Annotated in this window: 20 protein-coding genes and 2 pseudogenes; 18 read left to right on the top strand and 4 right to left on the bottom strand. The window is 59.7% G+C overall.

The features are described 5' to 3' along the window. Positions 1-17: 17 nt before the first annotated feature. The 10 genes from ACZK1G_RS20910 to ACZK1G_RS20865 all read left to right on the top strand — a co-directional run bounded on the left by ACZK1G_RS20910 (position 18) and on the right by ACZK1G_RS20865 (position 9,915). Positions 18-395 carry a hypothetical protein gene (locus ACZK1G_RS20910; protein ID WP_197622166.1) on the top strand — a complete coding sequence of 126 codons (378 nt, stop codon included), beginning with the start codon at positions 18-20 and terminating at the stop codon, positions 393-395. 137 nt (positions 396-532) lie between these two features. Beyond that, positions 533-1,381 (top strand): HupE/UreJ family protein, encoded by an 849-nt coding sequence (locus ACZK1G_RS20905; protein ID WP_429000183.1) that lies wholly within the window; start codon positions 533-535, stop codon positions 1,379-1,381. 23 nt (positions 1,382-1,404) lie between these two features. Then, a complete protein-coding gene (locus ACZK1G_RS20900) occupies positions 1,405-2,055 on the top strand; it encodes a hypothetical protein (RefSeq protein WP_046984177.1) in 651 nt (216 codons plus the stop codon). A gap of 103 nt (positions 2,056-2,158) precedes the next feature. Then, positions 2,159-2,524, top strand: coding sequence for a hypothetical protein (locus ACZK1G_RS20895; protein WP_197621998.1), 366 nt, complete (start codon positions 2,159-2,161; stop codon positions 2,522-2,524). A gap of 87 nt (positions 2,525-2,611) precedes the next feature. Further along, entirely contained in the window at positions 2,612-3,862 is a 1,251-nt protein-coding gene (locus ACZK1G_RS20890; RefSeq protein ID WP_197621999.1) for a TolC family protein, read from the top strand. Continuing rightward, the gene (locus ACZK1G_RS20885) at positions 3,859-5,091 is read left to right on the top strand and encodes an efflux RND transporter periplasmic adaptor subunit (RefSeq protein WP_197622000.1); all 1,233 of its coding nucleotides are present in this window, start codon (positions 3,859-3,861) and stop codon (positions 5,089-5,091) included. The genes ACZK1G_RS20890 and ACZK1G_RS20885 overlap by 4 nt, the downstream gene beginning before the upstream one ends. A gap of 10 nt (positions 5,092-5,101) precedes the next feature. Next, positions 5,102-8,239 carry an efflux RND transporter permease subunit gene (locus tag ACZK1G_RS20880; protein ID WP_197622001.1) on the top strand — a complete coding sequence of 1,046 codons (3,138 nt, stop codon included), beginning with the start codon at positions 5,102-5,104 and terminating at the stop codon, positions 8,237-8,239. Positions 8,240-8,295: 56 nt separating this feature from the next. Further along, positions 8,296-8,967 carry a HupE/UreJ family protein gene (locus ACZK1G_RS20875; RefSeq protein ID WP_197622002.1) on the top strand — a complete coding sequence of 224 codons (672 nt, stop codon included), beginning with the start codon at positions 8,296-8,298 and terminating at the stop codon, positions 8,965-8,967. A 19-nt stretch (positions 8,968-8,986) separates the two neighbouring features. Beyond that, the gene (locus tag ACZK1G_RS20870) at positions 8,987-9,628 is read left to right on the top strand and encodes a hypothetical protein (protein ID WP_197622003.1); all 642 of its coding nucleotides are present in this window, start codon (positions 8,987-8,989) and stop codon (positions 9,626-9,628) included. 41 nt (positions 9,629-9,669) lie between these two features. Beyond that, complete coding sequence (locus ACZK1G_RS20865; RefSeq protein WP_197622004.1) at positions 9,670-9,915, top strand: hypothetical protein; 246 nt, start codon at positions 9,670-9,672, stop codon at positions 9,913-9,915. A 139-nt stretch (positions 9,916-10,054) separates the two neighbouring features. Here the strand turns inward: ACZK1G_RS20865 and ACZK1G_RS20860 are convergent, their stop codons facing one another. Then, the gene (locus tag ACZK1G_RS20860; RefSeq protein ID WP_046984184.1) at positions 10,055-10,330 is read right to left on the bottom strand and encodes a hypothetical protein; all 276 of its coding nucleotides are present in this window, start codon (positions 10,328-10,330) and stop codon (positions 10,055-10,057) included. 62 nt (positions 10,331-10,392) lie between these two features. On the opposite strand from ACZK1G_RS20860, the gene ACZK1G_RS20855 reads away from it, so the two are divergent. Continuing rightward, a complete protein-coding gene (locus ACZK1G_RS20855) occupies positions 10,393-11,007 on the top strand; it encodes a hypothetical protein (protein WP_197622005.1) in 615 nt (204 codons plus the stop codon). 268 nt (positions 11,008-11,275) lie between these two features. Here ACZK1G_RS20855 and ACZK1G_RS20850 read toward each other — a convergent pair whose 3' ends face one another. Next, on the bottom strand, positions 11,276-11,764 hold the full coding sequence (locus ACZK1G_RS20850) for a cyclin-dependent kinase inhibitor 3 family protein (protein ID WP_478448407.1): 489 nt from the start codon (positions 11,762-11,764) through the stop codon (positions 11,276-11,278). A gap of 1,575 nt (positions 11,765-13,339) precedes the next feature. On the opposite strand from ACZK1G_RS20850, the gene ACZK1G_RS20845 reads away from it, so the two are divergent. The 3 genes and pseudogenes from ACZK1G_RS20845 to ACZK1G_RS20835 all read left to right on the top strand — a co-directional run bounded on the left by ACZK1G_RS20845 (position 13,340) and on the right by ACZK1G_RS20835 (position 14,620). Further along, positions 13,340-13,618, top strand: a complete 279-nt coding sequence (locus tag ACZK1G_RS20845) for a helix-turn-helix domain-containing protein (RefSeq protein ID WP_071227721.1) — start codon at positions 13,340-13,342, stop codon at positions 13,616-13,618. A 174-nt stretch (positions 13,619-13,792) separates the two neighbouring features. Further along, positions 13,793-13,924: pseudogene (locus tag ACZK1G_RS20840) on the top strand (IS3 family transposase); the annotation flags it as partial. A gap of 87 nt (positions 13,925-14,011) precedes the next feature. Further along, positions 14,012-14,620, top strand: a complete 609-nt coding sequence (locus ACZK1G_RS20835; protein ID WP_197622007.1) for a hypothetical protein — start codon at positions 14,012-14,014, stop codon at positions 14,618-14,620. Between the two features lie 144 nt (positions 14,621-14,764). Here the strand turns inward: ACZK1G_RS20835 and ACZK1G_RS20830 are convergent, their stop codons facing one another. Continuing rightward, complete coding sequence (locus tag ACZK1G_RS20830; protein ID WP_071227703.1) at positions 14,765-15,124, bottom strand: hypothetical protein; 360 nt, start codon at positions 15,122-15,124, stop codon at positions 14,765-14,767. A 611-nt stretch (positions 15,125-15,735) separates the two neighbouring features. Between ACZK1G_RS20830 and ACZK1G_RS20825 the strand changes: the two genes are divergently transcribed. From ACZK1G_RS20825 to ACZK1G_RS20810, 4 genes are all read left to right on the top strand, one after another. Then, positions 15,736-17,043, top strand: a complete 1,308-nt coding sequence (locus tag ACZK1G_RS20825) for a HEPN domain-containing protein (RefSeq protein WP_197622008.1) — start codon at positions 15,736-15,738, stop codon at positions 17,041-17,043. Between the two features lie 327 nt (positions 17,044-17,370). Next, on the top strand, positions 17,371-18,531 hold the full coding sequence (locus tag ACZK1G_RS20820; RefSeq protein WP_197622009.1) for a ComEC/Rec2 family competence protein: 1,161 nt from the start codon (positions 17,371-17,373) through the stop codon (positions 18,529-18,531). Next, positions 18,528-20,768, top strand: a complete 2,241-nt coding sequence (locus tag ACZK1G_RS20815; RefSeq protein ID WP_197622010.1) for a ThiF family adenylyltransferase — start codon at positions 18,528-18,530, stop codon at positions 20,766-20,768. Before ACZK1G_RS20820 ends, ACZK1G_RS20815 begins: the two co-directional genes overlap by 4 nt. Positions 20,769-20,815: 47 nt before the next feature. Then, positions 20,816-21,817 (top strand): patatin-like phospholipase family protein, encoded by a 1,002-nt coding sequence (locus ACZK1G_RS20810; protein WP_197622011.1) that lies wholly within the window; start codon positions 20,816-20,818, stop codon positions 21,815-21,817. 89 nt (positions 21,818-21,906) lie between these two features. Here the strand turns inward: ACZK1G_RS20810 and ACZK1G_RS20805 are convergent. After that, positions 21,907-22,959: pseudogene (locus ACZK1G_RS20805) on the bottom strand (YifB family Mg chelatase-like AAA ATPase); the annotation flags it as partial. Between the last annotated feature and the right edge of the window lie 184 nt (positions 22,960-23,143).

Here is a 23,143-nt window from a genome sequence, read left to right as displayed (position 1 = left end):
CACACTAGTCTTTGAGCATGGCTTCACTGCGCCGGATATCGAATGTGCGACTGCTCACCAGCATCTTTCTGATGCTGGTGGCGAGCATGTTTCTGCGCCCGGTACTGAATCATCTTGGCGAGCTGCATGGTCTGCAGCACATGGTGCAGACCGCAGCCGAACATGGACATCCGCACGCGGGCGATCGTGATGCTGCAGATCGGGATCCTCTGCACGCATCGGGCGGCCACGGCGTGCTGCACCAGTCCGACGTGGGCGGGTCACTTGGCATCCTGCTGGACGAAGCACTCCACGATCCAGCAATTGGCCCTGACGTGCACCCTTGGCATCGCCAGGCAGCGTTCATTGCCCATCATCGCTCATCGTTGTTCAGGCCTCCCATCGTCGCGGCCTGATGCCGGGCGTATGTCTGCCGCGCTGCCTGCTTTCTGCGGGCATGCGGCTTGACGTGCGACTAAACGCATCGCAGGTCCCCTCTGTATTCCGGCCACGATCCGGCTGACTCCTGCGCCACCGCGCGGTAACGACGTGCATGCGTGCCCTGGCACACATCTGCATGGCGTTGCCGTGCGCCTGTGGCGGGGCGCGGCGCGGAGGACCGTGGTATTTCATGTCACTCAAGAACTCCATCATGATCCCCAGACCATATTCCGGGTTATCCACCCGTGCCCATCCCATGGCCTTGCCGTCGCATTGGCCGCGCACGCTGCTTGCAGCGATAACCATGCTGCTGCTTGTTTTCACTGCCGATGGTGCTCTGGCGCATGCCATCGCCGAGGGCGACAAGGGTTACATCCAGGAGATATCAGGGGTAAACCTGATTGCCTTCGCTTACCTGGGCGCCAAGCACATGGCCACCGGGTATGACCACATCCTGTTCCTGCTGGGCGTGATCTTCTTCCTTTATCGGATGAAGCATGTCGCGCTGTACGTCACCCTGTTTGCCATCGGTCATTCCACGACGATGCTGCTGGGTGTGCTCTTCAATGTGGGCATCAACAGCTATCTGATCGATGCAATCATCGGCTTGTCAGTGGTCTACAAGGCGCTGGACAACCTCGGTGCCTACCAGCGTTGGTTCGGCTTCCAGCCCAATACCAAGGTCGCGACACTGGTGTTCGGACTGTTCCATGGCTTTGGCCTGTCCACCAAGATCATCGAGTACGACATCTCCCCCGATGGTCTTCTGCCGAACCTGCTCGCCTTCAACGTCGGGGTGGAAATGGGGCAGATGCTTGCCCTGGGCGCCATCCTGATTGTGATGGGCTACTGGCGCCGCACCGCCAGCTTCTTCAAGCACGCCTACTTCGCCAACGCGGCAATGCTCTGCGCAGGTTTCGTCCTGATCGGCATGCAGCTGACCGGCTACGCCATTTCCTGAATCCTTGAGAGATCCCTACCATCATGTACAACAGCAAGCCCCTCGAAAGTGACCTCCCCAGCAGCCGTCAGCTGGCGCGCACTACCCTCATCGCCGCCGGCATCGCCGTCGTGCTTCTCATCGGTGTCGTGCTGCCTGCGGAACACGCCGTGGATCCGTTGGGTATAGGCCGAATGCTGGGTCTGACCGAGATGGGACAGATCAAGCAGCAACTGTCCGAAGAAGCCGCAGCGGATGCGGCCATGGATGCCCGGGCCGAGGAGGGCCTCGCCGTGCTCACCCAGGTCTCCACGCGGGATCGCCAGACAGTCGAAGTCACTCCCAAGCCGGCCGCTGCTTCGGCCTCAGCGCCCGCAGCCACGGAATGGCGTGACGAAGCCGAAGTCGTGCTGGCGCCCGGTCAGGGTACCGAAATCAAGCTTTCCATGAAGGAAGGCGAGCGTGCGACCTACACCTGGTCGGTCCAGGGCGGGGTAGTGAACTTCGACACCCATGGTGACGGCGGTGGTCGTGCCATCAGCTATGAGAAGGGGCGGGGCGAGGCGTCAGACCAGGGCGTGCTGCTGGCCGCTTTCACCGGCAACCACGGCTGGTTCTGGCGCAACCGCGGCGAGGAACCGGTCACCCTGCTGCTGCGTACGGGCGGGCAGTATGAACAGCTGAAGAAGATGTAGGGCCAGGCCAGGAGGGCGTGCCCGGGGCAGCCGGGCACGCTCCTCAGCAAACATTCGCCCTGCCATCTCGACAAGGCCACGTGCCGCATTTACCCTAGATCCCATGCGTCTTTCCGCCCGCCACCGTGTACTCGCCCGGATCAGCCTTTTCGCGCTGATGCTGCTGAGTGTCGTGGCGCGGCCGATGGTGATCCAGCTGAGCGAACTGCATGGCCTGGAGCATGACGTCGCCGCTGCGTTCGACCATGGGCATTCCCATCCGGCCGGAGCCAGTGAGAACCTCGACGACGACCACGCCTCTGGCGCGCACAGCGTGCTGCACCAGGCAGACGCAAGCTTTGCAGGGAACCTCTTCAGTGGCCACCACCAGGTAGCCGCTCTCGCACTGAGCGCCGACGTGCCCGCATTGCGGCTGTTGCGCGTGCCTTTGGGTTATCCCGCCTCGCCCTTCCGGCCTCCGATCGTCTGACAACGCCTGCCGCGTCCGCGCGGCCTGTTCTGCTGCCTGTCATAGCGGGCGGCAGCGCGTTGTTCTGACATTTTTCCGGAGGCTTCCGTGAAATTCCGTAGTGTGTGGGCGCTGGCCATTGCCGGCGCCTGCGGTATGGCCGTGCCTGGCCATGCCGCCGAAGTTCTGCGCCTGGAGGAGGCGGTCGCCCGCGCCTTGGGCACTCATCCCAGCGTCGCAGCAGATGCCGCGCAGCTGGAGGCAACCCGCAGCCGTGCAGCCCGGGAGGGCCTGCCGGCGCCAATCATTCTTGGCGGGGAACTGGAGAACGTTGCTGGCAGCGGCAGCGTTTCAGGGGTGGATGCCGCTGAGGCAACGTTCCGCGTATCCCGCCTGCTGGAACTTGGCGGCAAGCGCGCTGCGCGACAGGCATTGGGCGGGGCGGAGATCGACGCGGCCCAACGAGCAGCGGACGTGACTCGCGTAACCATCGCCACCCGGGCCGCAGGAAGGTTCATCGATGTGCTGGCCGCGCAGGAGCATGTGGAACACGCGCAGGAGCGCATCGCGATGGCGCGCGGCCTGCAGCGAGAGGTCGGGCGTTGGGTTTCAGCGGCGCGCAATCCTGATTCCGACCTGCGAGCGGCAGAAATCGCAGTTGCCGACGCCGAACTCAAGCGCGACCAGGCGCTGGAGCGTCTGGAGTCGACACGCCATGCGCTCGCAGCTTCATGGGGTGCGTTTACGGTCGACTTTGGCGCCGTCGCTGGTGATACCTCAGTGCTGCCACCCCTTGAGCAGTTCCAGGCGATGGCCGCGAAGCTGCCTTCGACACCTCAGCAACAGGTTCTTGAGTCCCAGGCAGACGTGCTCGCAGCGCGCCGCAACGTCGCGCTCGCCGCCGCCCGGCCCGATGTCAGTGTGGGCCTGGGCATTCGCCGGCTGGAAGCCACCAAGGACAGCGGATTAGTGATGTCGGTTTCTGTCCCATTGGGCAGCCGCAAGCGATCAGCCTATTCCGTTTCTGAAGTCGACCACGAGCTGTCTGCACTCAGTGCCCGGCGCCAAGCGCAGGCCGTCGAACTGCAACAGGAACTTTTCGACATCTACCAGCAATTGCGGCAAGCGCAGCTGGAGGTCGAGTCGGTACGCGAACGCCAGCTGCCCAAGGCCGAGGCAGCACTGAAGCAGAGCCGGCGTGGCTTTGAGGAAGGCCGATTCTCCTATCTGGCGCTGAGCCAGGCGCAGAAGACCCTGTTCGACCTTCGCGAGCGCGAAGTTGAAGCCGCCGCCCGCTATCTCCGACTGCTGGTCGAGGCTGATCGCCTCACCGCCTCCGCCCTGGACATCCGCCCATGAACCGCTACGCATTCCTGATCATGTTCCCCTTGGTCCTTTCCGCCTGCGGCGGTGACAAAGCCGCGACTGAAGCCTCTACCGAGACAGCTGCGGCATCAGCCGACTACGAACGAGGACCGAATCGAGGGCGCATGCTGCGTGACGGCGATTTTGCCCTCGAAATCACCGTTTACGAAACCAACACGCCGCCGCATTTCCGCCTTTACGCGTATCGCAACGACAAGCCAATTCCGCCTTCCGAAGTGCAGGCGAGCATGCAGCTCAAGCGTCTGGACGGGGAGGTCAATACCTTCAGTTTCAAACCGGAGAATGGTTATCTCGTCGGCAGTGGGGAGGTCACTGAGCCGCACTCCTTTGATGTGGTGGCCGAGGCCACCGCAGCAGGCAAGTCACATCGCTGGAGCTACCCCTCCTATGAAGGCCGTACACGAATCGAACCGCAAGCAGCGAAGGATGCGGGCGTCGTGGTGGAAGCCGCAGGCAGTGCCAGCATCCGTGACACGGTGACCTTGATGGGCAACGTGACCGTCAACACGGCGCGGCAAGCCGCAGTGAAGGCACGTTTTCCCGGCGTGGTGCGCAGCGTTGCGGTCGAGATGGGCCAGCGGGTCAGTGCAGGCCAGACTCTGGCCACGGTGGAAGGCAATGACAGCATGCGCAGCTATGCCGTCATCGCGCCGTTTGGCGGAATCGTGTTGGCGCGTAATACCAGCGTTGGGGACGTGGCGGCAGACAACACGTTGTTCGAGATCGCCGACCTCTCCGAGGTATGGGTGGACCTGCGAGCACTGGGCACCGACGCCGAGCGGCTTGCAGCAGGCCAGGTGGTGACGCTCCGGTCAGCCACTGGCGCTCAGGAAACCGAAGGACGGGTGCAGAGCCTGCTCCCCTTGGCCAGTGCCGGCCAAAGTGTAGTCGCACGGGTCAGCATCCCCAACGAAGACGGCCGGTGGCGGCCGGGTATGGCTGTGTCGGCCGAGGTCGTGTTGTCCGAAACCCAGGTCCCGTTGGCAGTCAAGGAATCCGGGCTGCAGCGCTTCCGTGACTTCACCGTGGTCTTCGCGCAGGTGGGCGACACGTATGAGGTGCGCATGCTTGAGCTCGGCAAGCGCGATGGGCAGCTGGTCGAGGTACTCGGTGGCCTCAAGCCCGGTACACGTTATGTCAGCGAGCAAAGCTACCTGATTCGCGCGGACATCGAAAAGTCTGGCGCGAGCCACGATCACTGAGGGGCATCCCATGCTAGAGCGAATCATTCGCGCGTCCATCGCGCATCGATGGCTTGTGCTGCTGCTCGTGCTGGCGCTGTCCGGCCTGGGCATCTGGAACTACAGCAAGCTTCCCATCGACGCCGTGCCTGACATTACCAACGTACAGGTACAGATCAACACCGAAGCCCCTGGCTATTCGCCACTGGAAGCCGAGCAGCGCGTGACCTTCCCGGTCGAAACCGCACTGGCCGGGCTGGCACGCCTGGAGTACACACGATCAATCTCGCGCTACGGTCTTTCACAGGTCACCGTGGTATTCGAGGATGGGACGGATATCTACTTCGCCCGCCAGCAGGTTGCCGAGCGTCTGCAGCAGGCGGCCTCCCAGTTGCCCAACGGCCTGAAGCCAACACTGGGACCGGTTGCCACGGGCCTGGGCGAAATCTTCATGTACACCGTGGAGGCCGAACCAGGAGCTGAGAAAACCTGGACGCCAATGGCACTGCGTACCCTGCAGGACTGGGTGGTACGCCCGCAGATGCGGCACCTGAAGGGCGTGACCGAGGTCAACACCGTGGGCGGTTACGTCCGCCAGTTCCATATCACGCCAGACCCCCGCAAGCTGCAGGCCTATGGCCTGACCCTGCAAGACGTCATGGAGGCCGTTGCCCGCAGCAATGCGAACGTCGGTGCGGGCTACATCGAGAAGAGCGGCGAGCAGTACCTGGTACGCGTGCCTGGGCAGGTTGCCGACATGGACGGCCTGCGCAAGATCGTGGTGGCCAGTCGAGAGGGGCTGCCGCTGCGGGTAGGCGATCTTGCTGATGTCCACGAAGGCACCGAGCTGCGGACCGGCGCCGCCACCAAGGATGGCAAGGAAGTTGTGCTTGGCACGGCCTTCATGCTGATCGGCGAGAACAGCCGGGCAGTCGCTCAGCGCACCGCTGCCAAGCTGAAGGAGATCGACGGCACGCTGCCCGAGGGCGTTCGTGCACACCCGGTGTATGACCGAACCGAGCTGGTGGATCGCACCATTGAAACGGTGAAGAAGAACCTCCTGGAGGGCGCGCTGCTGGTCATCGCGGTGCTGTTCCTGCTGCTGGGCAATCTGCGCGCCGCGCTCATCACCGCTGCGGTCATCCCGTTGACCATGCTGCTAACGATCTCCGGAATGGTGCAGAACCGGGTATCGGCCAACCTGATGAGCCTCGGTGCGCTCGACTTCGGCCTGATCGTGGACGGCGCGGTCATCATCGTGGAGAACTGCCTGCGCCGCTTCGGCGAACGCCAGCATGCGCTGGGACGCCTGTTAACGCGCGAGGAGCGATTCTCCCTGGCCGCTTCGGCAAGCGCCGAGGTCATCAAGCCCAGCCTGTTCGGTTTGTTCATCATCGCGGCGGTGTACATCCCGATCTTCGCGTTGTCGGGTGTGGAAGGAAAGATGTTCCATCCCATGGCCTTGACCGTGGTAATCGCCCTCACCGGTGCCATGGCGTTGTCGCTGACGTTCGTGCCGGCTGCCGTGGCGCAGTTCGTCACCGGCAAGGTGTCCGAGAAGGAAACCAAGGTCATGCGTGGCGTAACCCGCCTGTATGGCCCTCTGCTGGAGCGGGCGGTCAGTGCCCGTAGGTGGGTGGTCGGCGCAGCGGTTGCACTTACCGTGGTGGCCGGCATCGGTGCCAGTCGCATGGGTACAGAGTTCATCCCCAACCTGGATGAAGGCGATATCGCCCTGCACGCGCTGCGCATCCCCGGAACCAGCCTTACCCAAGCCATCGGCATGCAACGCCAGCTGGAAGCTGCAATCAAGCAGTTCCCTGAAGTCGACGAGGTGGTGGCCAAGATCGGTACTGCCGAGGTGGCGACCGACCCGATGCCTCCGTCGGTCGCCGACACCTTCATCATGCTCAAGGATCGGGACCAGTGGCCGGACCCGCGCAAGCCCAAAGCCCAGCTGATTGCGGAGCTGGAGAAGACCGTCAGAGCCATCCCCGGCAACAACTACGAGTTCACTCAGCCGGTGCAGATGCGCATGAATGAGCTGATCGCCGGCGTGCGCGCGGAAGTGGCGATCAAGCTCTATGGCGACGATCTGGATCAACTCGCACAGATCGGCAGCCAGATCGAGGACGTTGCCAACCGGATCACTGGCGCAGCGGACGTGAAGCTGGAGCAGGTCTCGGGCCTTCCGTTGATGACCATTACGCCTGACCTGGACGCGTTGGCGCGCTATGGCGTCGCAATCGACGATGTGCAGAAGACCGTATCGGTCGCATTGGGTGGGGAGTCCGTTGGCCAAGTATTCGAAGGTGATCGTCGTTTCGACATCGTCGTGCGGCTGCCCGAGAACCTGCGGCAGGACACGCGCACGCTGGAATCGCTGCCTGTACCGGTGTCAGGTTCGACAGAGGCCGATGCTGATCGCGGTTTCGTTCCGCTGGGGCAGCTGGCCAAGGTTGAGGTGGCTCCAGGCCCGAATCAGATCAGCCGCGAGAACGGCAAGCGGCGTGTGGTTATCACCAGCAACGTCCGCGGACGTGATCTCGGCTCGTTCGTCGAGGAGCTGCGCGCCGCCGTCGGAGATGAAGTCCAGCTGCCTGAAGGTTACTGGGTGGAGTATGGCGGCACGTTCCAGCAGCTCATCTCGGCCAGCGAGCGGCTGATGGTGGTGGTGCCCGTGGTGCTGGTGATGATCTTCGGCCTGCTGTTCATGGCGTTTGGCTCAGGACGTGATGCCGCCATCGTTTTCAGTGGCGTGCCGCTTGCCCTTACCGGCGGTGTGGCGGCCCTGTGGCTGCGTGACATTCCGCTGTCCATCTCGGCCGGTGTCGGGTTCATCGCGCTTTCGGGCGTGGCCGTACTGAACGGCCTAGTGATGATCAGCTTCATCAAGAGCCTGCGGGAACAGGGTGTGCCCCTCCATCGCGCTGTGACCGAGGGGGCATCGGGGCGCTTGCGTCCTGTGCTGATGACTGCCCTGGTCGCCAGTCTGGGCTTCCTGCCCATGGCACTGAACGTCGGTGCCGGCGCTGAGGTGCAGCGTCCTCTCGCCACGGTGGTCATCGGCGGCATCGTCTCGTCCACGCTCCTGACCCTGCTGGTTCTTCCGGCACTTTACCGCCTCATCCATCGCGAGGGCGATACGTCCAAGGATGAGGCCGCATGACGCTTTCCCTTTTTCCAACGTTGAGGAACCTACGCTTGATTCCGTTAAACAGACCGTTGTCGTGGCTCCCCCTGCTGGCCGCGCTGTTGATTCCCTGGGCTGCGTTCGCCCACGGTGTCAGTGAGGGTGACCAGGCCTTCCTGGAGGACAGCACGGGCACCCAGCTGATTGCATTTACCTACCTGGGTGCCAAGCACATGGTCACAGGGTACGACCACCTGCTGTTTCTGTTCGGGGTGATCTTCTTCCTGTACCGGATGCGTGATGTCAGCATCTACGTGACCTTGTTCGCCATTGGTCACAGCACGACGCTGCTGCTGGGCGTGCTGGGCGGCTTCCACGTGAATGCCTACCTGGTGGATGCGATCATCGGACTGTCCGTCGTCTACAAGGCACTGGACAACATGGGGGCGTTCAAGCGCTGGTTCGGTGTGCAGCCCAACACCAAAGCAGCCGTGCTGATCTTCGGCTTCTTCCATGGCTTCGGCCTGGCAACGAAGTTGCAGGATTTCACCCTGTCCGCTGACGGACTGGTGCCCAACATGCTGGCGTTCAACGTCGGCGTGGAGCTGGGCCAGCTGCTGGCCTTGGCCGGCATCCTGATTCTGATGGGCTTCTGGCGTCGCCTGCCGTCCTTCCATCGGCAGGCCTACAGCATCAATACCGTCCTGATGTGTGCCGGCTTCGTGCTGATGGGCATGCAACTGACGGGCTACTTCGTTTCCTGACCTTTGATCGAGGCTTTCAATGTCCATTTCCATCAATCAGCAACTTCCCAGCACTCGCCGACTGCTCAAATCGACCGCGCTCGCCGTGGCGGTCGCTGGTGTGATTCTGATCACTACCGTACTGCCCGCCGAGTACGGCATTGACCCGACTGGCGTGGGTCGTGCCCTCGGTTTGGATGCGCTGGCCGCGAGCGGCGATTCCTCCGCATCTGAAGCCGTTCCTCAAACCTCAAATGGGCGCCCGGAAGCCATTGCGGCCTTGTCCGAGAAGGCAAAGGTCGCCTTCGGAGAGAACAAGGGGCAATCCCTTGATCCAGCGGCTGTAGGTTTTGGTTCTGGCGCGCTGCGTCAGGACACCATGACCATCGAAATCGAGCCAGGCAAAGGCATGGAGCTGAAGTCCCACATGACCACGGGTGCAGGAATGCTGTTCCGCTGGACATCCAGCGCTCCGGTTGCCGTGGACATGCATGGCGAGAGACCTGACGTGAAGGGAGCCTGGACCAGCTACGCCGTAGAGGGCGCCCAATCGAATGCAGAGGGGACTTTCATCGCTCCCTTCGATGGAACACATGGCTGGTATTGGCAGAACCGAGGTACCTCGCCGGTGATCATCACAATCGAACTGAATGGCTATCAGGCCGACCTGTATCAGCCGTAACACCCCCGGCATTCCGCCGGAACCAACCCAGGAGTCAATCCATGAAACTGCGTTATACGTTCGCTGTATGCCTCGTTGCCGGCCTGACATGGTCCTCAGGCGCATCTGCCCACGATCCTGCCTTGCATGCCGATCCGGTGCCGGCCGCCGCGCCACAAGCTAAGCCGAAGACGTGCGAGCAGCTGGCTGATCGATCGAAGTACAAGGTTGATCTGAATGACTCTCAGACCAAGGCATTGAAGGAGCGTTGCGACGCCGAGGCGGCTTCGGACGCTAAGAAGAAGTAAGCGGTGGGCAATGTGGCCCGGCTGTAAGTGTCGGGCCACATTGATGCAGAAGTCGCAGTGCAGGCACCGTGTGCTGGGACGTCCGTTTCTGGCCGAGATCGGACATTTCCCGCCTCGTTGAGCCGTACGCCTTGGCTGCTTAGGGTCTCTTGCACTCGGTGCCGATCTGCTCAGTGAGAACTGTCAGGGACTGCTGGAATGCGGCGGCGAATTGCTGGCTGCCCTCCCTCTCGTGGCTATGGGCGATCGAGGGGAGCAGTCTGGTCCACGTGTCGAGCAGAATCACCGGGTCTTGGTGTGTTAGAAACGAAACCCGCAACCCATACTCCATTGCTTTGAGGTAGCCGCGGTGCATCTCAAGTGCGGCCTCGCAAGCGTGGAGGCGCTCAAGGATTTCTGTGATCTCGGAGGTCATGGCAGTCTGGACAGGCAAGGGGTGGGAAGGCGATAGTTTGCGAACATCTGGACGAGTCCGCCATGAGCATCCTCAACCTTCTGCTCACTCGTGACCACCTTGTCGTCGCCGTGGATACCTTGGCAGAGGATGCTCTCACAGGGGCACATTCCGCCGGGGCAAAGCTGCTGCTGATCCCTCAGCACAACCTGGTGTTTGCTACGCGAGGTTCTACGCAGTTCTTCCTTCGCATTTATGAGCTGGCGCTGCAGGCTAGCTACCGCGCAGATTTCACAATGGAACAGTTATCTGCCGAGCTGGGGTTGGTGGTGGACCAGCTGTGGCCGAACTACGAGAAGGCGGCAGCCGAGGCAGGATTACCGATCGAGCAGCTCGGGACCGAGTTGGTATTTGGTGGCTGGTCGTCGAAGAGCGACCGGATGATGGCCACGGCATATGCCAAGAGCGGCAGCCAGCACCCTTGCGTGGTCCAGCCGATCCGGGGGCAGCTGGCCTCACCAGGCGAACCGCTCCGGGCCGTGATTCCTAGCATGGCCCAGAAGGATCTGCTGGCCCACGCACGCCTGCAGGCCAGCTACCTCAATGAGCAACTTGGCCGGCGAGTGGCGGGAGGCCGGTTGCTGGCTGGGTTCTTGCAGAAGGGACAGGCCGTGCTCAAGGATCTTGGAGAGATCTAGGTCGTTGGCGGCAATCCGGCTAACGCCAGAATCCGTCCGCCCCTCATTTCTCTTCTCCGCGGGACCAGTAGGCTCAAGGCTAGTCGTGGATAAGAAAGATCTATCGGGGGAGGGGGCTATCGTCTTCTGACCGAAGCCGGGCATTGGTCAGTCGCCCGATACTGACTTGCGCCGGCTGCTGCCTCGCCCTCTCCTAACGCGACGATCCTCAGCAGCGACACGTTGGGGTTGGTCTTATCAGAAGGACAGGAAGCTGATCAGTGCTTCCCTAGAGGTGATGTGAGGCAGATGCCCAGTTGTGCAGGAACTCCTCTTGCTCCAATGCCTCAACGGCACCAAGGCGTACCATTCTCACGCGCCTGATCGCATCCTCGCTGCTCAGGGAAGTCTTGGTGCTGAGGAGAAGCATGCAGGCGACAGTGCCTGCTCTGCCAAGTCCGCCCTTGCAATGGACGACAACCCGTTTGCCGTTAAGTAGCGCGTTGCAGATGGACGTCTCCAACTCCTTCCATCGCTGGAGGAACCCGTAGTCGGGCGCGGCGCCATCCACGATCGGCAGTCCGTACCACCGTAGACCATGGTCTGCTGCACGCTCTGGCAGAGCGGCGATCTGAAGATCCTCGAACTCCCAAGGCTCAATTAGACTGATGAGATGACTTGCGCCCCATGAACTTATAGCTTGAAGGTCCATATCCAAGTCTCGCGACCACGATCCGGTCATAGCTGTGACTTGATGCTTGCCAGGCGCGAACGTCACCCCGATGGCCCCACCGCAATGGCCGACCGGGAGAGTCGCAATCTGAAGGGGGTGGGAAAGACTGGTTCTGGTCACGCTGACTCCGGCGATTGAATGGCGCGCTCTGTCATGCAGAGAACCTAGACGTGGCTTCGTCTGCGGCTCTGGCGCGATGGCTTCGATTGATGCTTAGTCAGGCGAGCTAGAAAGCAGCGACACTCTCTCCCCGATGCGTCGCTGGGCGGCCTGCAACCCACTGTCATCAGCAAGGTACGGTGATGCGAATAGCGGGGCCTCAACCCAGAACTTGTGTTGACCCCGGTGGATGTAGGGGCGGTGGTCGTCAAGCAGCAGAGCTTGGCCAAGTAGTGGAGACACGAATCGAAGGTCCTTGGTAGGCCCAGTCCATTCGACGTAGCGGACCCCTGTGAACCAGCCAGGCACATGGCCTTCCTCAGCCAGAAGTAAGGCGATTCTTAGCGACATATGCCGAGATACCGTTGTGAAAAGCACAACCTCATCAAAGGTGGTTCTAGCATAATCTAGGAAATCCCGAAGTCCTGGTCGAGGAATTTGGCTGACTGCATTGGAGATCAGGGTTCCCTCAAGATCGAGGGCAAGGATACTGGGGCGCATGCGATAGGAGCCTATCTACGTTTGAGTGCGTCGTAAGAGACGCGATCTGAGTCCTGGCCCCTCTTGCTGCCGAGCCAGAATAGGAGGGGCGAGCCAGTAGTCGTCGCCAATAGGCAGTAGGCACTCCAACGCGACATCGACCATCAGCGGTCGCCGCCATGCGGGGTCCGGCAGAAAGCAGTAGTCAGACTTGCTTAGCGTTCCTGATGCTTGCTTGCGAGATAGCCAATCTGCTCGACCGCGTATCTCGCGGCTCAGCACGGTCAATGCTGCGGATTCGTCGCCGCCGGTGCTTAAGAACTCACTCGCAGCTCCACGGACTGACGACCAAAGCACGTATCGCTTGCGTCCCAAACTCAGCTCACGCCATTCTCTTTCCTGTACACATAGGATCTCCTCGGCGTGTTGAGTACGGATCCGATGCTTGCGTAGCAATGACACGAGATAGGCAGCAGCTTCGCGGTCGGAAAGCTGACGCCAGAGCCACTGTCGGTCCTGTGCTCCAAGCGAGGGGCGCCATGCTCTAAGTGCATGGGTTAGTGAACTACTCAGGTCGTCAGGCAGCTGACTGCTCTCCCGATAGCTCCAGCTAATAGGGTCGTAAAGAGATCGCCTTGTAGAGCCATTTGACGAGCTCGTCTCAGCTAGGACCCCCGCTGTCTGAAGGAACAGCAGCAAGTGCTGCGCAACTGCTGTGTCAGCGGCCACAGGTGCGGAAATCGAAGTGGAGCGCTCGAGCGCACACCACGCGCACGCGTAGAACGGCCCAAGCGATACTAGCAGCGCATCGAGGTCTGGCCACGGAGGGATGAGGGTCTGTTGGTCACGACCATAGATCACTCGATCCCCGGCAGTTCAACCGGCTCTGATGCTAGCAAGCCACCGGAAAGTCGTCTACACAATTTTCATGTAGTGCCCGGCTCGGCCATAGATTTCGTTCCGCTCCTCCAGGCGGACCTGATGGCTACCAAGACGATCTACCAAAGTGCGTACCTTCGGTTGGTTGGTCTGCTCCGCGAGCGACGTGAGTCGTTGGGTATCAGTCAAACCCGGCTAGCCGCTCATCTGGGGTGGCCTCAGCAGCGAGTCTCTTCCGTTGAGTCTGGGGCCCGACGCTTGGACGTATTGGAGTTCTGCCTCATCGCTGCTGCCTTGGGGTTCTCTCCGGCTGAGGTATCTGATCAGGTCATGAAGATGCTACAGAGCGTGCGCGGCAGCCAGATTAAGGGCCGGCACTAGCGAGCGACGGTGGCGATCGCGTCAAGCCAGATGATTCATGTGGGCTCTTTCTGGGGGTGCCACCTGTGAAGCGGAGAACCTTCTTTGGTTGAGCTGCTGCCAACGTTCGGCCTTGTCTGATCAATGACTGTTCTGGTTTGAGTTGCCTCATGGAGTACTTGCGCGGTTACGCCCAGACTGTGCGAACTGCACGAAGACAGCCGCGGCACATTGGGGGCTGGTCGCATGCGCGAAAACCTGGTTGAGGGGGGCGAAAGTGCCTGCCTGAGCCGGGTTGCGCGCCTGATGGCAGCAAAAGGCCTGCAACCTAGGAGTTAGATGACGCAAGTCCTCCGTCCAGCCGTTCAGGGCCGTTGATAGAATGCGGAACCAACATTGACGCGGGCGGCCCTCATGAATTTCACAGAAGCCATTACGATTGGAACGGTAGCATTTGCCGGAGTTTCAGCCATCGGCTCTGCGATTACAGCGGTTATCACTGCCAGTTCAATCCGAGGAACCCGGCGGGACCAGGAGAGCAAGCAGATGCTGGAGCAGGCCGTCCTTTCCTTGGAACGTGCCTATGAAGCCCTTGCCAAGGATGCCAAGCCCTACAATCCACCTGAACCAGATCGCATCGCCTGGCTTAGTGCTGCACGCCTACTTACCCAGTATCAGTGGATCAAGAAACGGGTGACTTCCGTCCCGCATAAGCTTGTTCTGGAGGAACAGGAAGAACATTGGCGGCATCGCTTCTATCTACTCCTGCAGCCCCTCATTGGTGTCCGCGGAGTGGGGTACTACAGCGGCGGTCCTTCCTTGGCAGAAAAAGAAGAGCTCATTGAACCGATGTCGGCAGTGGTCATTCATACTTTTGCAAAATGGCCGGAAGGCAAAGTGGATCCGCTCGCCGCTCTTCAGCCCGATAGCATCGACCCTAATGCCGAGTTCCTCAAGGGCAACATGGGTTTGCAGCGCTACCTAGGCGGTCGCGGATTCATTAGATCCACTGGCCCGGAGTGATCCTGCTCAATGCGTCGAATCACCAGAGCGCCGTTGTGGGCATTGGCAATGGTGCGCTGGGTCTCTGCGGGAGACCCACTCTTCTTCCTGCCAACAAGGCCCGAGCAGTCAGGCTTACCAAGCGCCCGGGCTTGCCGAACGGCATCAGGAGGCCGAACCCTGCTGCTGGTGTGCCGACTCGGAAGGCTCTTCTGATTCCTCGTCAATGATCTGCTCTGAGTCGTCGGCTTCGCTATCCGAGGATGCCTCCTCCGCATCTTCTAGGTGTTTGTTCGTCGCCCTTGCGACCTCTTCCCGGCTAAGGGTCTTCTCGACCACCATTTTAAGCACGACGAGGATCTGGTCCACGACTTCGTCCTCAGTCTTCGCATCAACAAGAACCCCTCTACCCCTACCGTCCACTGTTAGCCTTGCGGACGAGCCGATCCTATGCACCCAGACTAGATAGTGGCAATTGTCCGCCAGGTCCTCGCATTCGGCCACGAACCAAAGTTCCTCTTTCATCACTACTCCTATCTGACCATTGTGTGTTGGTTGATATCGGTACGGGAATTCAGGCCTGTAGGGTGACTTGCCGCATTCCCCAGCAATGAGACGGTTGCGAGCCGAATTTGCGACGTCGGTCAACATACATCATCAATTAAAGAGGCCAGGTGCCGCTAATGTTGGTGATGCACTCCAGCAACATCAGGCATGACTGACCTCACCTTCTTCCCCGACGGCGATCAAATCTGGGTAATCGATGGCTATGTCAAACCCCACAAGGGAACTGAGTCGACCTCGGTTCGTTGTTATCTCACATCGATCCCAGCTGACATCGGCGATGATCCGTCAAAGCTGAGCAAGTCTCAGATCGCGACGATCTTTGGACGGGAGAATTCTGCCTCATTCACTACAGCTATCTTCGCGGGTGCCCTACCCAGCTACGCGGTGGGCTTCGCGTTTCAATGTGAAAGATACGTGGGATGCAAGCACTCACCTACTGTGGCCTCTCTGGCTGGATGCAGGATGAAAGAGTAAGTGTCACAGCGGCGGCATCGCAAGGATGCGGAGACGCTATAGTGAAGGTCTAAGAACTCATTCACACCATCTGACCACACGGACGCGTAGCCAACATGTCACTGAGTACAACGCCTGGAATCGACATCGGTGCGGTTGAGCGGGTCATGAGATCCGTTCTGCCCCAGTTGAAGGCGCTGCGTAAGAGAAATGAGTTGGATGAGGATGAGGAAGCCAAGCTCATCTACGCGAACCAGAAGTTGGGAGCTGCCTTCTATAAGTCGGAGTACACACGTAGTCACATAGGTTGGGAGCACGCGCTCGATTTAATCTATGCAGTGCTGAATGCTGGCGATCTCGACGATGCCCGAGCGTTTGCAACGCGACTTGATGCTGCCCTGAAACAAACAGCGGTGCATCTCGACTATATTGCCGTCATCCCTTTAGGGTTCTTTCAGCCCATAGCTTTCGCTTCGAAGAGGCAGAGCGTTTTTCGCCCATTCCAAGTTGGTCCATTTACACTAGTGCCAGCTGCAGCCACGAGCGAAGCGCTGAACAAGCGCATCAAGATGTTTAACTCCAAAGCTGTGCCGGACGACTTGTTCGAACATCAGCAACGGCAGACTGACCAGGCACTGAGCAGCAATCCTTTGTTGCTCCTGCCAACCCATGGGTCTTCGGATTCCCTACGCCATCAGACACGTGCAGCTGCTCGCCGCGTGATCGGATTAATTGAATTGCTTGGTCGAGTTTTCGGCGTAAAGAAGCCGGTGCTGGGGAAGGAGGCCACACCAAGCTATTTGTTCCTCATCAACAAGCGTACGGGGTGGCTTGATCGGGTTATGGCAATGCGCCCGTTGACTGTGTCCATTTCGCTGGAGAGAAAGCTTCTTCAAGTAATGAAGCGGCCCGACGTACCAATTGCCCTCAAGCTGCTTTCCTTGGGTGAGGAAAAAACCTTGAATGCACAGCTTAGGAACGCGCTGGAATTCTTTGGTCGAGCCGTGGGCGAGAAAGATAGCGTGGCGCGATTCATATTCTTTGTCATATCAATGGAGGCAATTTTCTCTCGCGATAAGCACGCGCCCATCAAGATTACTCTGGCTGACTACGCGTCACTACTTTGCTTTAAGGGCGAGGACCGAAGGCGCGTCCATGCGGATCTTGGAAAAATTTACGATGCTCGATCAGAAATTGTGCATACAGGTGTAACTAGCGTCAAACATACGTTGCTGATAAAAGCCGAAGCGCTAGCGGCAAGAGCGTTGTACTGTAGTTTGATGCTTGCCATTCATCTCGATGATGGTCAAGGGGATCTTCAAAATAAATTCTTCGATTTGCTCAAGGGCATGAAGATCGGTGTCGAACTCAATCCAATTAAGCTGCCCGCTTGGCAGGGCTATGGCCCGGATGCAGGCGAATAGTTGAAACGTCGAAGTGCGTGTATCTGATCGATCTTGCCGAGATGGAGCAGCTCTCAGTGACGTACCTGGGCTCGTGGCCTCGAGACACCATCCCTTCAAACAAGCCGGCGCACAATTCGACGGCTTGTTATGTTATTGATTTTAAAGGCCTCGGCCCTTCTTCTCCAAACACAAAAGAAAATTCCGCCCGGCCCTTGAAAAGAGTGATGGTCATCACAAAATAGACACTTGGCTGAACAGAAACAGCCGGCTGCACGCGGTCTCATGCGTCGAGACGGCAGGGCGGCAATCTGAGATTGATGGATCAACTTTCAGGGGGATGTCGAGATGGCGACTAAGCACCAAGTGATTTTCTACCCGGTTGGTAACGGGGACACGACGCAGATCATTCTTGATAATGGAAAACGAGTTCTCTTCGACTTCCGTCACAAACAGTGCGCGGAAGAAGAGTCGACACCAGAGATTGATCTGAAGGCAGCTCTCAAGAAAGACCTTGCCGACGCAGGCAAGGAAAGCTTCGACGTCGTTGCATTCACCCACGCAGACAATGATCACATCGAGGGAAGCACTGACTTCTTCTGGCTGGAGCATGCAAAGGTCTATCATGGCGACGGTCGGATCAAGATCGACCAGTTGTGGGTCCCCGCAGCAATGCTCTTGGAGGAGGCCACCCAAGAACAGCAGAGCGAAGAGTTCGTGCTTCTGAGGCAAGAGGCGCGCCACCGTCTGCTGGAAGGAAAAGGCATTCTGGTCTTCTCACAGCCAGAAGCGCTGATGGAGTGGCTGGAGCCCAAGTTGGAAGCACGCGGCGAAGCATTGACGGCCCGGGATCACCTGTTTGTCGACGCTGGCACTGTCGTTCCGGGTTTCACCTTGCAAGAAGACAACGTGGAGTTCTTCTGCCACTCGCCCTTCGTCGAACATTGCGACGATGGGGACATCATCCGCAACTCAGCAGCCTTGGTGTTCAACGTGAGGCTCCAGGCAGACGGCCGCACCTACGACTACCTGGAAGTTGGTGATGCCGACTACTGCGACCTGGAGAGAATTGTCGGCATTACGAAGTATCACGGCAATGAAGACCGTCTTGCCTGGGACCTCTTCAACATTCCCCATCACTGCAGCTACAAGGCACTCGGGGCAGAAAAGGGGGAGAAGGACACTGTTCCCTGCGAAAAGGTCGCTGAACTTCTCATGATGGGAAAGAAGGACTCGTACATCGTCGCTTGCTGCAAACCTGTGCCCGACATTAAAGAGTCCTACGAGCAGGTCCAGCCACCCCACATTCAAGCCCGCAGAACCTACGCGTCCTATCTTGAGAAGGTTGGTGGAAGATCCTTCCTCGTCACCATGGAAGAGCCTAACGCCAACAAGCCCAAGCCAATTGTCTTTGAGGTGGCTGCCGCAGGCGTCACATGGACGAAAGCAGCGTCGTCATTTGGCTCTGCGGCCATCGTTGCCTCCCGCCCAGCCAGGGCAGGAGCATGAGCTCGGAGTACTTTGCGCATACATTGACTGCTCTCGACGATCTAGCGGCAGTCACATCGCGTACAAGCGCGATGATCGCAGCTGTCAATGCTCACCGTGACTTCAAGCTCATTGAGGTGATGCGTAGCGCCAAGGTAGATGAGCTGGAGACCGTCTACCTAATGGTGGACGTTGAATGCCACGGTGTGCCCACCCACAATGAATACGGGCTCCGCTTTCGGGAGCGCATGCTTATACATGTGCCTCAGGACGATGCGAAGGCAACGGTCGTTTGGTCAATGCGAAAGGACTTTCCGAGGCTTGCACACCAAAACAGCGTGACGTCGCAGGGCCCAGCTCAGCTCTGCTTGTATTTCGAACCGCCCCCCGTTGTCGCTCGCACCTGGACTCCTTCGTCATTTCTTGCTCGGATCCAGTGGTGGATGGAGAAGAATGCTAAGGGCGAGCTGCATCTGGCCGATCAGCCTTTGGACATGCTGTTCTTTGAGTCTCGGCATGAACTGCTGATCCCTTGGGATCTTGACCAACTGGCGGCAAGGGGAAAGCTCAGTGTCATCGCTGCAGCTGCGCGTAAGAACGATGGCTGGACACTGCGCATCGTTGATCAACTGCCTGCCAACAAGTCTCTCCACGCTACTCTGGTCAAGGTAGATCTTGAGCCCATTGAAGGCGGGATGATTGAATGGGATCCGCATACTCTCGGACAGTTGAATGAGCTTTTGGCACGGCGAGGAGCGGACCTGCTTCCGCTTGTAACAGCAGCTATCCAGGCAGCGACGCCTTCAGGCGGACTCACTCGCCAGGATGAGGTTCCGAGCACGCTTGTGCTGCTCTCTGTTCCCATCAAGCGTGCGTCGACTGGCGAGGTCGAAGGAATCACCTATCGCGCCTTCTTCCTTGATGGTGGGGCACTGAAGATCGGAACTATGCTCGGTGCCCTTATCCCGCATGACGGTCGGTACTTCAGCTCAGTTGGTGTTGTTGGAAATCAGCCGCAGGAAGGTTGGGAGTCTATCGGGCTTGATCCAGTCACCGTTCTTTGGGAGAACAGCCCTGAACGTGCACGCACCCAGTCAGGCTTCAGCGATGCAGGGCCGCAAGGCGTATTGATCGGCGTTGGATCTTTGGGAAGTGCTTTGTTGGACCTATGGGTTCGATCTGGCTGGGGTCGGTGGACTGTAGTGGATAAGGATCATGTCCGACCGCACAATCTGTCACGCCACACTGCATTCAATAGACAGATTGGGCTACCCAAGGTTCTGGCAGTCTCCGCGAATGCCAGGGAGGTCACGCGTAACGGTTCGGCTGTGACTCCTCTCGAGGAAGACGTCCTTACCAGTACATCGCCAGAGCTGGCGCAGGCCCTCAGGAGCGCAAACTTGGTCGTAGATGCAACTGCAGACCTAGGGTACCCGCGGGCGTCAGCAGTCGTGGATGATCGATCACGGCATGTGAGCGTGTTCGTAACTCCCACCGGTCGGTCGGGAGTCATGATGCTTGAGGACGTCGCCAAGGAACGGTGCTTGCGTACGATTGAAGCTCAGTACTACCGCGCCATCATCAATTCCGATTGGGGAAGAGCCCATCTTGAGGGCCATCGCGGAGCGTTTTGGAGCGGAGCATCGTGCCGTGACATCTCAATGGTCCTACCGTACTCGAGTGTGATGATTCATGCCTGTCAGTTTGCCGAGAGCATCCCAGTCCATATTGCCAAGCCCCAGGCCGCCGCGTTGATCTGGCAGCGAGATTTGAGCGGTCAAACGGAAGCGATAGAGATCCCACTGTCTGATAGGCGGATACACCAAGCAGCTAATGGTCTCTGCATCTACATGGATGAAGGCCTACACGAACATCTGCATGCTCTGCGCGGCAATAGTCTTCCCAACGAGACGGGGGGCATCCTCCTTGGTTACCACGACTTCACGCAGAACCTGCTCGTCGTTGTAGATGCGCTCCCGGCGCCAGCCGACAGTAAGGGTACGCCCGCTTCGTTTGAGCGCGGCGTTGCCGGAATGCCAGAGGCTGTCGCAGAGGCACAGAACCGCACTGCTGGAATCGTTGGATACGTTGGAGAGTGGCACAGCCACCCAGACGGCTGTCCTCCAGAGCCAAGCCGAGCTGATCTTGTGCAGCTGGTCGAGCTCGCTATGGGAATGCACGAAGAAGGCCTTCCGGTAATCCAAGTCATCGTTGGAAGCCATGACATTCGTGTTGTCCAGGCGGAGGTTCAGCCTTGAAAGATCGCCAGATCGATCTAGTGCTGTCCGGTGGAGGCATCAGAGCAATGACCTTCCACTTGGGGGTCATGCGGGCGCTGGCAAGGGCTGGTTGTTTGGAGTCAGTGTCTCGGATATCCAGCGTGTCGGGAGGGAGCCTTATCACCGGACTTGTGCTGCATCGCTCTGGCATGGCATGGCCGACTTCAGAGCGGTTTCTCGAACAGATCTACCCGGCACTCCGCGATGAACTCACCTCACGCAGCCTCCAGTGGGATGCACTCCGCGAATTGTCGAGCCTCTCGAATCTCCGGTTCTTGTTGAGCCGCTCGAATCTCTTGGCAGCTGCACTGCGCCGCCGGTGGGGCATTGAGAACAGGCTTAGCGATCTTCCCGCGACACCTGATTGGTCAATCAATGGGACCAATGCTGAGAACGGACGCCGCTTTCGGTTCAAGCGTGCAGACTTGGGAGATTACCTCACGGGCTACGCAGCTGCGGGCAACTTCCCCCTGGCCAGCGCAATGGCTGTCTCGGCCGCCTTCCCAGGCGGCTTTGGTCCGCTTCGCCTCAGGGCGGACAAATTCAGGTGGAAGCGTCGAGCGAACTGGAGCGGGCCTGCACACGAAACCGTAGACTCCCAGCCGGGCTCTGTAATCCATCTCTACGACGGTGGCGTATACGACAACCTTGGACTTGAGCCCTTCTTTGATGCGGGTAGTGGAGAGCCGAAGGAGCCGAACGGCCACTTCATCCTGGTGTCAGATGCAGGAAGGCCCTTGGATATGGGCTTCAGCAAATACTCTCTGAATCCATTCCGGATCAAGCGCGTGGCCGACATCATGTCTGACCAGTCACATGCACTGAGGGTTCGCTCCTTTCACCACTACCTCTCTAAGAGTGCCAATAGGGGAGCAATGATCTACATCGGCAGTCCAACCAGTGCGGACTCTGCAGATGAGGAGGAGGCAAACTTCGTAGCGAGATTCCCAACAAGCCTTATCAAGCTCACCGCAGCCGACTTCGACAGAATTGCGATCCACGGTGAAAGGCTTACACGCTTGCTCTAGCAGAGCCCAAGGCCTCCATTTCCCTAGAATAGACCCCGTCTGCCGTGAAGAATTTGGTCGGCTCGTTCTGTCACCCCTGACGACCTAAATGCGTACATGGTGGGATTTCTCACAAAAGCTGCCACCAGTTGGAACCGTGCGGGATACTGCACGCTCCGCGCCGCGCGGGCGATGCGGATGTGGCCGGACTCGAGTGGCTCGCGCAGGGTTTCCAACGCACTGCGGTTCCACTCCGGAAGCTCGTCCAGGAACAGCACGCCGTGATGGGCCAGCGAGATTTCACCGGGGCAGGGGGGATTGCCGCCACCCACCAGCGCTGCCGCGCTCGCACTGTGGTGAGGAGAACGGAATGGCCGTTGCCGCCAACGCCGTGGATCCAGCCCTTCACCACTCACCGAGGCAATCGCCGCCAGCTGCAACGCCTCCGCTTCCTCGGTATCCGGCAGCAGGCTGGGCAGGCGCGAAGCCAACAGCGTCTTGCCGCAGCCAGGGCTACCGATCAGCAATAGATGGTGCCCACCCGCAGCGGCAACCTCCAATGCACGCCGTGCATGCGCCTGCCCACGCACGTCGGCCAGATCCGGCAGTGGCAACGGCGTCGTGTCCACACGCTCTACTGGCAGCAGCAAGCGTGGGTTCCCCAAACCAGCGCAGCACTCCAGCAACGTACGCGCTACCCGCACATCGGCATGCTCGGCCAGCGCAGCCTCGGCGGCATTGCCCGGCGGCACCACCAGGATGCGCCCGGCTTCGGCCGCCGCAATCGCCGCCGGCAGCGCGCCAGCCACCGGGCGCAGCTCGCCGGTCAGGCCCAACTCGCCCAGGAATTCGTACTGCAGCAGCGACTGCGGATCGACCTGGCCACTGGCCGCCAGAATGCCGAGTGCGATGGCCAGGTCGTAACGCCCGCCCTCCTTGGGCAGGTCGGCGGGCGCGAGGTTCAGGGTGATGCGCCGCTGCGGGAAGTCGAAGCGCGCACAGAGCAGGGCGGCACGCACGCGCTCGCGCGATTCGCGCACGCTGGTCTCGGCCAGGCCGACAATCTGGGTGGCGGGCAGGCCACCAGAGAGATGCACTTCCACCCGCACCAGCGGGGCGTCGACCCCGGCGCGGGCACGGCTGTGGACCAGCGCCAGGCTCATGTGTGGTTTCCCGCAGAAAGACGCTTGATGGTGCGACAGGTAATCTGCGCGGGACTATCGGGAATTGCCGGCAATGCGTCTCGGGATATCTCTGCCTGCAAAGGGTGCAGCATTCGCATCAAGGGCAGTTGACCTGTGCAGCGCGGCGCTGCGATGGTGGTCTCGGAGGTCTTGCGTCAGACAA

Source organism: Stenotrophomonas sp. 109824_Sma (assembly GCF_056480025.1).
This window is presented reverse-complemented; position numbering and strand designations above follow the sequence as displayed.